The organism is Flavobacterium sp. ARAG 55.4, from assembly GCF_051846875.1.
GTDB lineage: Bacteria > Bacteroidota > Bacteroidia > Flavobacteriales > Flavobacteriaceae > Flavobacterium > Flavobacterium plantiphilum.
In genome coordinates this window covers 243,242-258,395 of sequence record NZ_JBPYCT010000002.1, presented here as the reverse complement: position 1 = coordinate 258,395, position 15,154 = coordinate 243,242, and the positions used below count along the sequence as shown (strand labels likewise).

At 37.5% G+C, this 15,154-nt stretch carries 8 protein-coding genes; 1 reads left to right on the top strand and 7 read right to left on the bottom strand.

Annotation, left to right across the window (positions count from 1 at the left end; translation table 11 throughout):
- Nucleotides 1-9: 9 nt before the first annotated feature.
- The 7 genes from ACSV4D_RS03365 to ACSV4D_RS03335 all read right to left on the bottom strand — a co-directional run bounded on the left by ACSV4D_RS03365 (nt 10) and on the right by ACSV4D_RS03335 (nt 13,923).
- Nucleotides 10-3,288, bottom strand: coding sequence for a glycoside hydrolase family 2 TIM barrel-domain containing protein (locus ACSV4D_RS03365; RefSeq protein WP_439227139.1), 3,279 nt, complete (start codon nt 3,286-3,288; stop codon nt 10-12).
- 234 nt (nt 3,289-3,522) lie between these two features.
- Nucleotides 3,523-4,650: a glycosylase gene (locus tag ACSV4D_RS03360; protein ID WP_439227138.1), complete on the bottom strand. Its 1,128-nt coding sequence runs from the start codon at nt 4,648-4,650 to the stop codon at nt 3,523-3,525.
- A gap of 58 nt (nt 4,651-4,708) precedes the next feature.
- Nucleotides 4,709-6,328 (bottom strand): hypothetical protein, encoded by a 1,620-nt coding sequence (locus tag ACSV4D_RS03355; RefSeq protein ID WP_439227137.1) that lies wholly within the window; start codon nt 6,326-6,328, stop codon nt 4,709-4,711.
- Between the two features lie 109 nt (nt 6,329-6,437).
- Nucleotides 6,438-8,636, bottom strand: coding sequence for an alpha-L-rhamnosidase-related protein (locus tag ACSV4D_RS03350; protein WP_439227136.1), 2,199 nt, complete (start codon nt 8,634-8,636; stop codon nt 6,438-6,440).
- A gap of 12 nt (nt 8,637-8,648) precedes the next feature.
- The gene (locus ACSV4D_RS03345) at nt 8,649-10,238 is read right to left on the bottom strand and encodes a sodium:solute symporter family transporter (protein WP_439227135.1); all 1,590 of its coding nucleotides are present in this window, start codon (nt 10,236-10,238) and stop codon (nt 8,649-8,651) included.
- An 11-nt stretch (nt 10,239-10,249) separates the two neighbouring features.
- Nucleotides 10,250-11,320 carry a Gfo/Idh/MocA family protein gene (locus ACSV4D_RS03340; protein WP_439227134.1) on the bottom strand — a complete coding sequence of 357 codons (1,071 nt, stop codon included), beginning with the start codon at nt 11,318-11,320 and terminating at the stop codon, nt 10,250-10,252.
- 86 nt (nt 11,321-11,406) lie between these two features.
- Nucleotides 11,407-13,923 (bottom strand): L-rhamnose mutarotase, encoded by a 2,517-nt coding sequence (locus ACSV4D_RS03335; protein ID WP_439227133.1) that lies wholly within the window; start codon nt 13,921-13,923, stop codon nt 11,407-11,409.
- 278 nt (nt 13,924-14,201) lie between these two features.
- Here ACSV4D_RS03335 and ACSV4D_RS03330 point away from each other — a divergent pair, with 278 nt between their 5' ends.
- Nucleotides 14,202-15,152 (top strand): helix-turn-helix domain-containing protein, encoded by a 951-nt coding sequence (locus ACSV4D_RS03330; protein WP_439227132.1) that lies wholly within the window; start codon nt 14,202-14,204, stop codon nt 15,150-15,152.
- The last annotated feature ends 2 nt before the right edge of the window (nt 15,153-15,154 follow it).

Here is a 15,154-nt window from a genome sequence, read left to right as displayed (position 1 = left end):
ATGACCTCATTAATACTTAAATTTCTTTAAACTATTTTCCAATCCGTTTTTTGCATCCGCAAAAGGAAGGATATAAAAACTATATTGATAATCGCCCGAAGGAATTTGATATTTTTCCATTGGTGCAGCTACTGGTGACCAACTGTCATTTCCGCCCACGCCCATTTGTTTTAAATCAATATTTACCGTTAGGAAACCAGGATTTATCAAGTCAAATGTATGTTTGGCATCATCCAAATTCTGTTGGGTGTAAGGCCAGGCACTCATGCTCAAATTGGTATTATCTTTCACCACCACTAGACCGGAGTTTTTTGTTGGCGTAGTAAAAGCCATCCAGCGCACCTCGGTACGATTGCCATTTTCCTGCGGCATTACATAAGGCTCAACGAATTTATCTATTGGCAATGCATATTTCCCAACAGTGAAACCAAAACTACGATCGCTGTAATTTTCTAATTCCCCTTTCCCGTACCATGAAATTTGGTCGAAATCCTGATTGATACCCATTTGCATTCCAATTCTAGGAATGTTTGGCAATTTAGAAGACGCTTTTAGTTGATAATCTACTTTTATAATTCCGTTTGGATTGATGTTGTACACTACTTTCACCGCAGCACTGTCTTTAATGATTTCGTAATCGCTACTGATTTTTACACCAGCATTGGACTGTTCTACATTGCAATTTTTCAAAACTGGTTTAACCGAAAACCATTGTTTCAAAACTTTTTGAGGTTTCCATCCTTTTCTATCGTTATCCGTTAAAGCACGGGTAAAATTAGGCATCAATGCGGATTTTAACTGCTCTTTGCCTTTGTACACATACGAACTCAAAGCTCCATTTGCTCTATTAATGCTAATGCTAAAATCCGTCCCAATGATAGTGTACGCCTCTTTGGTTTCTTGTAAATTGCTTTTTTGTTTGGCTTCCGCCAAAGTAACTTCGGCTTTCTTTTGCAACAAAAATTGGTCTGTAGCCACCGCATAGCCTTTAGCTGCCCAAAATTCGTCTTTCGAAAGTTGAAATTCGATATTCAAAAAATATTCTGAATCCGATTTCATTTTAGGAAGGTATTTTTTCACATCCAAAATAAAATCAGTTCCGGCAGGAATATTCAATGGTTTTAAAACAACTTCCTTAATCACATTTCCATTTTCTAAAACTTTCAAAACAGGAATAAAATCACTTAAATTTTGGACCGTTTGTCGATTGTGAATGGTCAGTTTATCAGCATTTAAACTAGAAGTTGCCGGTTGATAAATCCATTTGTTTTCAAACATAGCTGCTTTTGGTCTACCATCAGCAGCCACCATTCCGTTGATGTTGAAATTTCCATCGTGTTTTTTCTCTCCAAAATCACCTCCGTAACCAAAATATTCCTGACCCGTTTTTGGGTCTTTACGAAGCAAACCCTGGTCTTTTAAATCCCAAATACAACCACCAATAACTCTTGGAGTCGAACGGAATTCATCCCATAATTCTTTTAAATTCCCTGTAGAATTCCCCATCGAGTGCGCATATTCAACAAACAAAATCGGACGGGTGTCTTTCTTTTGATCTACCAAAAACTTAGGTGTAAAAACACCCGGATAAAAACGGCTTACCATATCTACATAAGGTTCATCTTGCGGATTTTCATAGCGATGGGAATGATCAACGGTTTTAGGATAACGGGGATCCAATGGGTCGATATACCCATCCAAACGTGGATTTCCTTGTGCCGGTTCGTAATGCACAGGTCTGGTAATATCATAGTCATGTGTCCAGGCTGCCATAGCTGCATGATTAGGACCTTTACCTGCTTCATTACCCAAACTCCACATCACAATACTTGGATGGTTTTTGTCACGATGTACCATTCGGGTCATACGCTCCAAATAAGCACTGGTCCAAAGCTGATCATTGCTCAAATGACCTCCTAAACCATGCGTTTCCAGATTGGCTTCGTCCATCACCATCAGACCATATTTATCACATAAATCATAAAAATAAGGATCATCGGGAAAGTGAGCAGTACGCACAAAATTGAAGTTGAATTTCTTCATCAGTTTTACGTCCTCTTCTAAATCCTGATGATTGACCGCCTCTCCTCTTTCAGGATGATGCCCGTGATGATTGACGCCATATACATAAGTTTCTTTTCCGTTAATGAGCATTTTACCGTTTTCTTTCGAAAATTCGATAGAACGAAAACCTAATTTGCAACTTTTCACCTCGCTAATACTTCCATCAGGATTTTTTAAGGTCATTACTAAAGTGTACAGATTCGGTTTTTCGGCGCTCCATTTTAAAGGATTTTTAATAGTTTCCTGAAAAAAACCAAAACGCACTTTGTCCAATCGTGGCGATACTTCTTCAATGATTTCAGAAGCTTTTCGCACTAAAGCTTTTTCAAACAAAGGTTTATTTTGAGCATCGTATAATTGTACTTCGAACGTATGATTTTTGATAGTATCTCCCGTAAAATTATCCAAACGCGGACGCAATTGGAACACCGCATCTTCATAGTTTTTGTCTAGTTTGGTTTGGTAAAAGAAATCGGCAATACGCAATTTAGGTTCTGCCATCAAATACACTTCACGCTGAATTCCGCTCAATCGCCAATGGTCCTGATCTTCTAAATACGAACCATCGCTGTAACGCAACACACGAACTGATAAGGTGTTTTCTCCTTTTTTTAGATAAGGAGTGATATTAAATTCGGAAGAATTAAAACTATCCTGACCATAACCTACAAAATCGCCATTTATCCAAACCTGAAATGCCGAACTTACGCCACCAAAATGAAGACTAACGGTCATTCCGTTCCAATTTTCAGGAACCGTAAATTTACGTTGGTACGAACCTACAGGATTATCGTCCTGAGGTACGAAAGGTGGATTTACCGGTCGGAAAGAATACACGGCACTTTTATAAATCGCCATTCCGTAACCTTTCATTTCCCAGTTGGATGGTACTTCGATTTTGTCCCAGCCTTTTACTTCTTTTTTATAAAAATCCTGAGGTGCTTCTTGTAAGTTTTTGGCAAATTTAAAATCCCATTCACCATTCAGCATTTTTATTCTGCTTTTAGCTCGATTCCCTTCTAAAGCATCAGCAACCGTGGCATAGGAGTACGAAGTTGCTCTGGCTGGTTCTCTGTTGATACTGGTAATCATTGGGTTTTCCCAGGGATTAAAGGAATATTTCTGCGGAATTCTTGGAATTCCGGCAGGCTCCCCCGTAACCAGTTGTGCCTGTATTAGGCAAGAAGTTAATAAAGTAAAAACTAGTATTTTAAATTTATTCATCTTAGAATACTCTATTGGTTTATTTCACGCAGATTCTGCAGATTTTGCAGATTCTATTCTTTTAAATTAATTAATTTTTAAATGCCAAAAAGCAATCAAAAACTTCATCTCTAGCCCCGATAGCAGTGGAAATCCTTTTCTTTTTTTATAAAAAAGAAAAGATTGAAACGAATAGCGGGACTGTTGTTTCTGATAAATCCCCAATCATTCTGCTACAAAACTTGCTATTTATGCTTATTTCTTCTTTTTCTCTGGCGGAGCAACAAAATTCAATTCGCTTTTCCCTAAATCCTTAGACGTTGCTACGGCTATCCCTCGTTGTTCTGCTTTGTTCACGGCACAATAAAAATGATAAACCACACCATCATGTTTTACCACAAAAGATTTGTGTGCAAATAGATTATCATAAGGTTCTGAGGACTCCACTAAATTGTCGCCTTCCCAATCTTTCCAATGAATTAAATCGTTTGAAACCGCAAAACGGTTAAATGCACCCTGATCCCAACCAGTCCAAAAAGCGCCAAAATAGAACATCACCCAGGTGTCATTAATACGCTGAATATAAGCATCCCCGGAGATTCCTCTATGATAATTGATTAAAGGTTTATCACCGTATCGTTCCCAATGTTTCATATCGTTAGACACTGCCATTGCAATACGCTCAGCTCCTTTAGCAGGATTCAAACTATCACCACGGGCATTGTAATACATAATAAAATTGTGTCCTGTCATTTTATCTTTATCACGAATCACACTATTTTTATACATCGTACTGTTGTCCCACCAACGCACATCTTTGTCTTTTGGAGTGAGCACCGGATCGGGCAAACGTTCAAATTCGTGGGGTTTTGTTGGAGATTCTTTAGTATAGGCCATTCCGATTGACAAAACTCCTGCTTCGTAACCTTTAGTATTTCCGCCAAAATAACTCATCCAGTATTTGTCATCGTATTTGTTCCATTCATAGGAACCGCCCCAGTTGTAATCCTGCAAGGCAATATATCCTGCTTTTTGATTCACATCCCAATGCGTTTCATCCTTAGAAAAAGACATTACTTTTCCAAGGTGTTTCCAATTTAGCAAATCGTCACTTTCAGCAAGCCAGGTTTCATAACCTCTTCCGTCATAAATTAAATAGGTCATGAACCATTTTCCGTCTTTACGAAAAACCGAAGGACAATCCATCTTATAAGAGTTGTCTGTTGGCACCATTACCAAACCGTATTTATAAGGCGTTTTGATTTCGTTGTAAATCTCATTCATAACGGTATCAGTGATTTCACGCTTCTTGTAATGTGTGGCACAACTGGCTAACAAAATTGTTGCTATTGCAACAAACAAATATTGTATTGAGTTCTTCATTTCCTGCTCTTTATGGACAATTCTTTTGTCTCTTATCTTTATTCTTTTCTCTATATTCTTATTTCAATTCCTTCAATCGCTGCTCCATCACCTCACGATTCAATTTCAGTTTTACCATTCCGGTAGGATGGAAACGTTTTTTCAAATCGATAGCATTGTACACGATGGTATACACATCATTTCCTTCGGGAATCAAACACAAAGGAGTACGCATGATATCCCACCATTTATCAACCTTAGTTTCTATTGGCCAATAATGCGCTTCCGACCAATTCACTCCGTCTTTAGACAACGAATACCCCATCATATTAGGCAAATGATGTCCCCAACCGTCAGGTCCACCATCAAAAATGGCGATGTATAAACCATTTGGCAACTGACTCACAATCGGATTCTCAACAAACATGGGGTGAATAGTTTTAATTGGTTCCAAACCTTTATTTAATCGTGTCCAAGGACCTTCCAAACTATTGGATTCTGCTAAAGCTACAAACCAGCCTTTCCCTGATTTTTTTGGATAATCAGCCCAAGAAGCAAATGGATAAGCACCGCTGTAAAATCCAAAGTATTTATCGCCCACTGGATAAGGGAAAAAAGAAGCTACTCCCTGACGTCCTTCCCAAGGTTGTGAATCTAATCCTGGCTCCATAATAATTCCGATATCTTTGTAAGGACCTGCAATTCCGTCAATACCTGCTACCGTTGACTCACAACGCCAAATACGACCAAAAGAGTGATTTGGTTCTATTTCTTTATGAACGGTGTAAGCCAAATAATAGCCGTACCATTTATTTTCTTTTTTACTAAAAACCGGCATATACGACCAAATTGCCGCACGACGATCGTTCATTGGATTATCATCTTCGGTAACTGCATAAGTTCCGCTGGCTTGCAATATAGTCGATTCGCGTTTCCAATGAATGGCATCTTTACTCGTCCAGTGCCCAATCTTGGTCTTTACACGATCATAGTACATTTCCACTCCTTTTTCTCCGGCTCTTTCCGTTGGAAACATATGATAGGTGTCGCCCACTTTTACCACACGACCGCCTTCAAAACCTCCCTGAATACCTTCTGTACCCGGAAAACCTTCATCAATAACAGGTTTATTTTCGCCACCGATAATTTCAAATAATGGTTTCTCATCTGAAAATCCTTCTACGATAAATGTTGGATTCCACAATTTCCCGTCAGGGAATTCGGCATTTCTATAAACCAAATTCTGATTGCTTTTCACAACGCCTAAAACCACAAATAATCCTTTGGAATTTGGTAAAATAGTGTGAGTTCCTTTTGCGAAAGCGATAGCATACACATTTACCGGAGGCAAACCCATTACTGTTAGTCCATTTTCCAAGACTAATTTAGCTTTATCGGCTGGAGCAATTTGCAAGTAATCTTTATTCTCTTTTTCCTGAAAAACACCAATAAGTAATTGCGCATTTTCTTTGAATTTCAATTTTAAAGGAGCGTTGGTTCCATTTTTATAACTATCCAAAGGTAATTCAATTCCTCTCAAGCCATCTAACTCCGGAGCTAATCGCACAATATTGTTTTTACTGTTCGAAAAAACATGCGCATATTGAGTTGTTTTGAATGTCTTGTAGTTGGACTTCACCACTTCAAAAGAAGCGGATTGCCATGCAATGTTTTGAGCGTTTACGAAAGTAAAGCACATTATAGACACTATTAAAAAAGTATATTTTATTTTTTTTAACCACATAGATTCATAGATTTTTAAAGACTTTGTGTAATTATTAGTGTGATTACTTCGTTCCTCGCAATGACTAAATTGCTTTATAACTAATTTGGTAATTCACATTAGGTTTTACCGTTAATTGATATTTGTTTTTTCCTAACGCAACAACCGTTCCTGAATTGGTTTTTGGCTTGCTTTTACTTTCAAAAATTAACTTCCCTTCGCCTTCAGCGGCTTTCAATTTGATTTCAGATTTGCTGATGTATAATGAAACTTCGCCTTTAGGTGTTGGTACTTTTCCTTCCATCCATTGCAATCCGCCTAAATTCGGTTTGATTTCATATTCTGCATAACCCGGAGCGGTTGGTTTTACACCCAAATAATATTTTCCTAACAAATAAATCGGGCTGGAACCCCAGGCATGGCAAAGACTTTTTCCATAAGGACGCCCGTACATCGCTAAATGCTCGGTTCCTTTTTTGTTTGGGTTGTATTCTTCCCAAAATGAAGTAGCGCCTTCTTTTAGCATACCACCCCAATAGTCTTTCATTTCTTTCAGCACATAATCCTGTTCGCCCATAGCACACAAGGCTTCCAATTCGTAAAAACGCATGTAGGGTGTGGTGATTTGTAGCACTTCATCATTAAGCAAGACCTTATTTTTGATACTTTGTTTTTGTTCTTCATTAAAATAATTAAAGAAAATCCCAAACATATTAGCGTATCTGGTCACAATATCCTGCATTTTACCATCAATACGTTGGTGCTTCATGACATTTTCTTTTTTGTCCCAAAACACCTCAAACAATTTAGTTTTTAAATCATCTGCTAATTTTTTATACTCTTTTTGGTCATCTTTTTTATCTGCAATTTCAGCACTAACTGCCATGGCTTCTAAACTTCTGGCTAGAAGCATTTGCTCAAAACTAACTTCACCCGTTTTTGGTAATCCGTCAGCCCAGTCAATAAAAACCCAATCCCCTTCTAATGGTTCCAGGAATCCGTTTTTGTTTCTTCTTTCCAAGCAGAAATCCATAAGCGATTTCATTCGCGGATAAAACGTTTTGATAAATTTAGTATCGCCCGTGTGTAAATAATAATCGTAAACACCCACAAACCAATACAGCGAATAATCCATGATGATATTGATATGAGCCGTTACAGGTTCTTTGCCACGAAGCGCCAAAAGCGTTCGTTCTACCGAAGCCGAATCAAAGAATAAATAATAATTCATCAAATAACTCTGATAAGCATCGCCGGACCAAACCCAGCGGTCACGCTTGATTCCGTCTATAAAAAATTCACGAGAAGTTAAATGCATCGTGTAAGCCGACACATCCCAAATTTTATTCAATTGTTCATCCGATGATTTGAATGCCCCACGATAGTCTAATGGCAAATATTCATAAAGCATCGAAATCGAATCGTATTTTACTGTTGGATCTGCTTGTACCCGAACATATCGGAAAGCTTTGGACCCGTCATGAGTGTAGGTTGCAGACTGTTTTCCATCAAAAGATAAATGGTCTAAGGTTTCGCATTTGGCCGTATCCAGCGCTTCCTCACGAGATTCACCATAATACAAGGCTAGTTTGCCTTTTCCTTTTAACCCATGAATTTTAATATAACCAAAAGTTTCTTTACCAAAATCGACCAACTCGCCAGTTCCAATTTTTTCTGTTTTTTTGGCATTCCAAGGCGTCGTTGTTAGTTTAAACTCTGAAGGCTTATGTTCTGGCGAATCAAAATTCCAGGAACCCACAGGTACCCAAGGTGTTCCTGATTGTTGTGCTTTTCCATTTTCATCAATCCAAAGTTTATCTTCATTCGTCACCTTCCAGGAAGCATTTGATTTCACATATTTACCGGCAATATAGATAGCAGGTAACACTTCCTGATTGTATACTTTAAAGGAAATTTTGTGTTTACCGGCAGGAATTTTTAAAGATTTTGGCTGGCCGTAAATTTGAACACCATCCAAAAGCAATTGAAAAGGTCCTTCGGTGAAGATTTTTACCTCATCGGCTTCAGGTATGTCTACTTCTGTTTGAAAAGTTACCAAAGCATACGGACTATAATATTGCCAAAGCGGTGGAAATACCGCTTCACGTTCAGTACGTCTAACCTGCATTTTATTGCTTAACCAAACTTCAAAATCACCAGGATACCAAATCCAGGTTGCTTCTTCCGTTTTTTGCTGTGCAAAACTTGGGAAAGAAGGAAACAAAAGTACGATTGCAAAAGCAATAAGCCACACATTTTTTCTCAAAGAAGCAGTGTTTTTCATATTTATTTGATTTTAATGTCCATTAAAAATAACATAAAGCGCTACCATAACCAAAGTTAACAGCACCCATAATATCTTAACCTGTTTGTCTGGTTTAGCCGCAGGATTGATTCGTAATAAGGTTTGATGGTCTTTTTGCCCTGCTTTATCGGTAATGGTAATAATATAAGCCAACACAGAAAGTCCTACAAAAATGTAAAATGACAATAATAAGAAATGAGGCCACTCATACACTTGATTTGGGAAAACCCATAAGTATAAAACTCCTGTTCCTAAACTGATAAATGTTCCTAAAGTCAATACCAAATTAGCTGCTCTTGTGGTAGTTTTATTCCAAAGCACTCCAAACAAAAACACCACCGACATTGGCGGAGCAATAAATCCTAAAACCGATTGGAAAATATCAAAAAGGTTCAATCCTTTGATGCTATCAATAGCCAGTGTAATCAGGATTGCCAATAATGAACCAAATAAGGTCACCAATCTTCCTGTTTTTACAATCTCTTTGTTAGTCGCATTTGGTTTGTGATTTTTCACATAAACATCCATCGTGAAAACGGTACTCAAAGAATTCAATGCCGAACCAATGGTACTAATTAATGCTGCAATCAACACGACAATAATCAAACCGCGTAAGCCCGCCGGAAACAATTGGGTAACCATCGTCATATACGCTTCGTCCGGATTTTTTAAATTTGGAAACAAAACAAAACACACAATTCCAGGTAAAATAAACAAAGGCACATCCAGGATTTTCAACCAACCGATAAAGTTGGCTCCTAATTGCCCTTGTTTTAAATTTTTGGCTCCTAAAATAGATTGTACCATGGATTGATCGGTACACCAAAACCAGACTCCCATAATAGGATATCCTAATAAAATGGCGACCCAAGGATAGTTTTTATCGTCTGCTGGTAATAATAAATTCCAATATGAACCTGGAGTACTGTGATAAATATGTTCCAATCCTCCTGCTTTATTAATCCCCATTACTACCAATAAAAGCGAAACGGCTATCAACAATAACATTTGGAAAACATTCGTATAAGCAATGGCTTTTAATCCTCCTGCTGCCGCAAAAAATCCGGAGAGAATCACCATCATAATCACAGAAAGATACATTGGTAAATCCAGCAATTGCTTGACTAGAACTCCTCCGGCAAATAAGGTTAAAGACAACCACGAAATCAGAATCGTAATCAATGTGTACCAAGCCAAAATGTTTCGGGTTGAGTCGCCAAAGCGTTTTCCCATAAATTCTGGCAATGTCAATACTTTAGCTCCTAAATATCTTGGCGAAAAAACCACCGCTAAAAGCAGAATAAAAATAAAGGCATACCAGGCAAAATTACCTGCAACAATACCAGTGGTAAAACCCACACTGGCCGAAGCAATCAGCATCGAAGGGCCAACATTAGTTCCCCACATATTCAAACCGATACTTCCCCAGCCTAAGGTGTTTCCTGCGAGGAAAATGCTCTCGTCCTCTGATTTTTTATTCTTTACAAAAGAAATATAATAACCAAAAGCAATCAACACCAGAAGATATCCAATAACTACGGCATAATCTATGGGTTCTAAAAAACTACTGATTTTACTCATCATTGTTAGTATTAAAGTTGAATATCATATGCTGCTAATACATCGGCAATTTTTACCGGCATTCCAGTTTGCAGGGTTTTGTCCATTGCCTGTAACAAAGCTACAGTTCCAATTCCTTCTTTCATATCGGGATAAGCGGTAAATCCCTGCTCGATACTATCTGCGAAATATTCTAAATAATTTTGGTATTCACCCCCATGATGACTTTGTCCCTCAAAACGGAAATAGTATTTTATAGTAGCATCACCCCAATGAATGATTTTTTCTTCGCCTTCTTTATCGGTAACTGAATAACGTAATTCATGATAATCCGCCTGACTGGCTCCTTCAGTTCCTCTCAAGATAACACTCATTCCACTATCTCGTTTGGTTGGCTGAGTAGGCGAAGTATACACCCCACTAACTCTGGCAATTCTACCATCCGTTGCTTTGAAAATAAAATGCATCGTATCTTCGTTTTTCAACCCGGCAGTTTTTCCGTTGCTGCTGATCATTCCGTAGCCCATTACTTCTTCGATATTGGGTAAATACCAACGGATGAAATCCACAGGATGACTCAATCCACCGTACAACCATTTGAAAGATTGTAACAACGACCATTCTTTCTTTAAAAACCAGCGGTGGTCTGCGTGATAATGCGATTCGATGGTAATCAAATCACCAATAACTCCTGCTTCAAAATCTTTTCGTTGTCTTTTAGCCGGTTCAAAGAATCTCGAACTTTGTCCCACAAAAACTCTTTTCCCTGTTTGTTCACTAATAGCAATTAATTCTTTGGCTGCAGCCAGATCATCAATAAAAGGCTTGGTACAAACTACGTGTTTCCCGTGCAATAACGCTTGTTTTACATGTTCAGCATGCAAATGATCCGGAGTATAAATGGCAATGATATCAATAGCTTCGTCTTTTAATAAATCATCGTAATTAGTTGTATAGTGAGGAAAATCAAATTCCTTAGCGCGTTGTTTGCACAATTCTTCATTTCTGTCACATACTTTCACCAACTCTACTTTGCTGCTTTCTATAGCTGCTGACATGGTACTGCGTCCTTCTCCAAGACCTAAAATGGCTATTTTTAACATTGATTTTTATTATTACTTATTAAATGGACGGATTAAAATCCATCCCTACAATATCACCGAGCCTATGGCTCTTTATTATTTTTTCTTTATTCTTTTTTCTCTTCTACTTTTTTCAAAAAAATCCAGGTTTCTCCCGCTTTTGCATCATCAATTCCGGTTTGGTATTTTTTCATTAAAGCATTCCATTCGTCCACTCTTGGATTATTTTTAGTTGTTTTTGGATTGAGTTTGTCTAAATCTTCTCCTTTTGGAATACTAATTACTAACATCAATTGTCTTCCGTTTTTGAAAACCTGCAATTGTTGGAAATCGGCATTACAGAAACCTTTGGCTATTTCCGGCCATTTTTCAAACTGGGTTTTATGGTAATCCAGATATTCCTGTTGCATTTTTGGATCCTCAACCAAATTTGCGGTTAACACAATATTTTCCCATTCAGAAGCGGGTTTAACTCCCGGACATCTTTCAAAATTTTGAAAATCATAAACCGGATTCTCATAAATTTTGATTTCTAATTCAGGAAAAGCCAAAGCTAATTTTCTTTTCGTTCTTTCCGGTTGATTCATTAAACCGTAAATCACCAGATGATTTTCCCATTGGTACAATTCTTCCCCTACAATTCGGAAACCTTTGATAGTCGATTTGATTTTATCGATATCCAGATTTTTCCCTATTACCTCAATCGCAACTGATTTTGGCATTTCCTGCATGCCCCAGGCTTCGTCTATAACCACTTCTTTTTTCAAGTGGGTAAAAGGCGCACGAATTCCGGCGTTTTCTTTTACAGCAGTACTTACAAACTGATTGTTATCCTGCCAAATATTTCCTTTCGGACCATTGTTATTCTTTAAAATTTTCTGAATTGGGATCCAGTTGTTTTTAATGGTAAAACCCTGAGAACCTTCATCGGTATATAAATACAACCACAAAAACGGATCGTGAGCATACGGACTATTGTACACTTTATCAATGTAGTTTTCCTCTATTCTGCTGTCTGGCTGAGAAGAAAGCGTATAAATTCCGGCTACATCATGCAAATGTTTGGCATAATGATGGATTTTATTGGCTAAAATTTTGTTGTTACGCATCACATTTTCAGTATGTGTCCAACCCCAGCCCATTGAAATACCGCTATAAGCCACATCCGAAATTTCGTTATACTCAATAGTCAGATTCCTTACAAAACCAGCAGCGATACCCAAGCATCCCCAATCTTCATTGGCAACATTAGTAATTAAATTGTCTGTAATTAATTCATTCGAACACACTTCTCTATCATCTTTTACTTGCAATGGCAAATGCGCTTCGAAAGCTTCTTCAGAGAAAACTCCCAGCGTAATTCCGTTACCTCCAATATCTTTAAAAAGATTTCCTTGTACAATATTGTGATTCGTTCCTTTGTTTAAATCCAATCCTGTAGAAGATAAATGTTCAAAACTACAAGATTCAAATACGGTGTTGTTCGCATAATTTACTTCCACAGCAGCTCTTGGTCGTCCTACCCAAGCCTGATTTTCTAAAGAAGCCTGATTGGGCGTTCCCGGTATTTTTAATTTGTAGGCGTCCAGCAAATACATTCCGGCCTGCAAAGGAACGTGTCCCTGTTGCGATGGACGAAGCCAGTTGCTATATTGAAACGAGATTCCTTTGAATTTTACATCATGTACGGGAGAATCAATCGTTCCTTTAATTTCTACTAAATTTTCTAAAACAGGAGCTATTACTTTGGCAGAAGCCATATTCTCGCCTGCTCTGGGAATATAGTAAATCTTCGCATTTCTTCTGTCCAGATACCATTCACCCGCTTCATTTAGCATGGACATTCCATTGTTTAAAAAGAAAGCTGAATTTCCATTGTTTTTAGAAATCCAGGGCGCTGGCCAGGGATGTTCACTTTGAATACGACTTTCCGGTTTTTCAAATGAAAGTCTTGCGCTGTCCTTAACTACTTCGATATTTTTGATTCGTAAATTAGCGATGGCCCACCATTGCACGATAAACATTTCCATGCCTGGTTCAAATTTCACTGATTTGTCTTTAAATGGAATCCAACAGGTTTCGGTTTCCTTATCCCAAGAAAGGATTCTTTCCATTTTATTTCCTGCGGTACTTTTAGCACGCACGGCTTTGACACCATTTACCCAAAGCTGACGGTAATTAATCACTTCTCCGGCGATGGTTGGCGCATCCGCCTCCCACACGGTTCCTTTTTTTAAGTCATTAATAACCGTCGTTGATTTTTTCCAGTTTTTAATGGCAATTCCCCCGCTAAAAACAGGTTTTGCATTGACATCAGCCTCAATGGTAGTTGGACTATCGGCAGTTCCTGAATCTTCAGGTCTTACAAACAATGGTTCATCCAGATGATAAATGCCGTCTTTTATGATAATATGAATCCCTCCCTTAATTGAAGCATCTTTCAAACGGCGTAATTCTCTGGCTTTTCTTAAGGCCATATGAACAGTAGCGAGCGGACTTGCTTTTGTTCCTTCATTGGTATCTTTTCCGTTTACAGCTACCCAGATATCGGCTGCCTGCATGGAGAATACAGTGGAAATAACAAATAAAAAGGTTAACAGAGGATTTCGTTTTTTTAGAAACATAATATATTGTAATTATAAATTTGGATTCTTAGCTACCCATATTTCAAAAATGCTTTCGTTTAAAAAAATAAAAAATGTAAACGTTATCATTTTAAATAATAAAAAAAAGTCTGTCGACTCTAATATCCTTGAAATAAATAATTTGGGCTGGGCAAGATAGTATTTTTTACTCAAAAAAAATCATACTTTTAAACAACGGTCGATTTTATAAAAACTACTGTTGTTTCAATAAATAAATTTAATAATTATCTTTATACCAATTTAATACAATATAAATTATGAATTCCTTTTTGTTACCAAAAGACTTAAGAGCAAAAGACGAGCATGGTAATTACGGCGTTTGGTGGCACGAAAACAATCCCGGACCTTTAAAAAAGCTGCCTTTTATCAGTCAGTTTGGAAGCATGAAATTCTCAAAAGTTCGTATTGATGACAGCATGCGACCTCACTTAAATGACGGGATTGAGATTCATTATGTCAACAGCGGAAAATACGATTGGGTTATTGAAGGCAAAGAAATCGAATTATTACCCGAAAATTTATCGGTAACTGCACCCTGGCACGAAAACGGAAGCACGTCAGGAATTATGGATATTGGTCAAATTAACTGGATTATTATAAAACCTTCTGAATTTTCAGTAAACAAAGTATTAGTATTAGGAAACTGGAGTAAACTATCTAAAAATTTTCAGCAAAATCTGGGCGAAATGATTGGTGATGCCAATAATGCTGTACTTGAAAAAGCAAAAAGTTTCAAAAAATATTTTGATGAATTACGAAATGAATTAGCCTATCAGGAGGAAGGTTTCGAGATAAAAGTACAGAATATTCTCGAGAATCTTTTTATCGATTTACACCGTCAGCTTTCGAATAAAATTCATAAAAATCAGGAAAGCGATTATTTTATCGAAAAACTTACCCATTTACTTCAATCCGATTTAACGAAGAAATGGCATATTGAAGATTTAGCATCCGAATTTAATATGGGCAAAACCAAGTTTACTTATGAGGTAAAAAAACTAACCGGTTTCCCCCCAAACAGTTTTATTATAAGTCTTAAATTAGAAAAAGCCATTGAGTTAATAAAAAATAATGCCACTATTACCATGGCAGAAATAGCTTTTATATGCGGATTTTCATCCTTACAACACTTTACCTCTACATTCTCTCAGCGTAACGGAATCAGCCCAAGAAAATATCAGTTGCAACAACAGAAAAAAAAGAAATAAAA

What these genes read in the sequence shown, in the direction of transcription:
- ACSV4D_RS03365 (WP_439227139.1), bottom strand. Translation starts at nt 3,288, where the DNA reads ATGAATAAATTTAAAATACTAGTTTTTACTTTATTAACTTCTTGCCTA.
- ACSV4D_RS03360 (WP_439227138.1), bottom strand. Translation starts at nt 4,650, where the DNA reads ATGAAGAACTCAATACAATATTTGTTTGTTGCAATAGCAACAATTTTG.
- ACSV4D_RS03355 (WP_439227137.1), bottom strand. Translation starts at nt 6,328, where the DNA reads ATGTGCTTTACTTTCGTAAACGCTCAAAACATTGCATGGCAATCCGCT.
- ACSV4D_RS03350 (WP_439227136.1), bottom strand. Translation starts at nt 8,636, where the DNA reads ATGAAAAACACTGCTTCTTTGAGAAAAAATGTGTGGCTTATTGCTTTT.
- ACSV4D_RS03345 (WP_439227135.1), bottom strand. Translation starts at nt 10,238, where the DNA reads ATGAGTAAAATCAGTAGTTTTTTAGAACCCATAGATTATGCCGTAGTT.
- ACSV4D_RS03340 (WP_439227134.1), bottom strand. Translation starts at nt 11,320, where the DNA reads ATGTTAAAAATAGCCATTTTAGGTCTTGGAGAAGGACGCAGTACCATG.
- ACSV4D_RS03335 (WP_439227133.1), bottom strand. Translation starts at nt 13,923, where the DNA reads ATGTTTCTAAAAAAACGAAATCCTCTGTTAACCTTTTTATTTGTTATT.
- ACSV4D_RS03330 (WP_439227132.1), top strand. Translation starts at nt 14,202, where the DNA reads ATGAATTCCTTTTTGTTACCAAAAGACTTAAGAGCAAAAGACGAGCAT.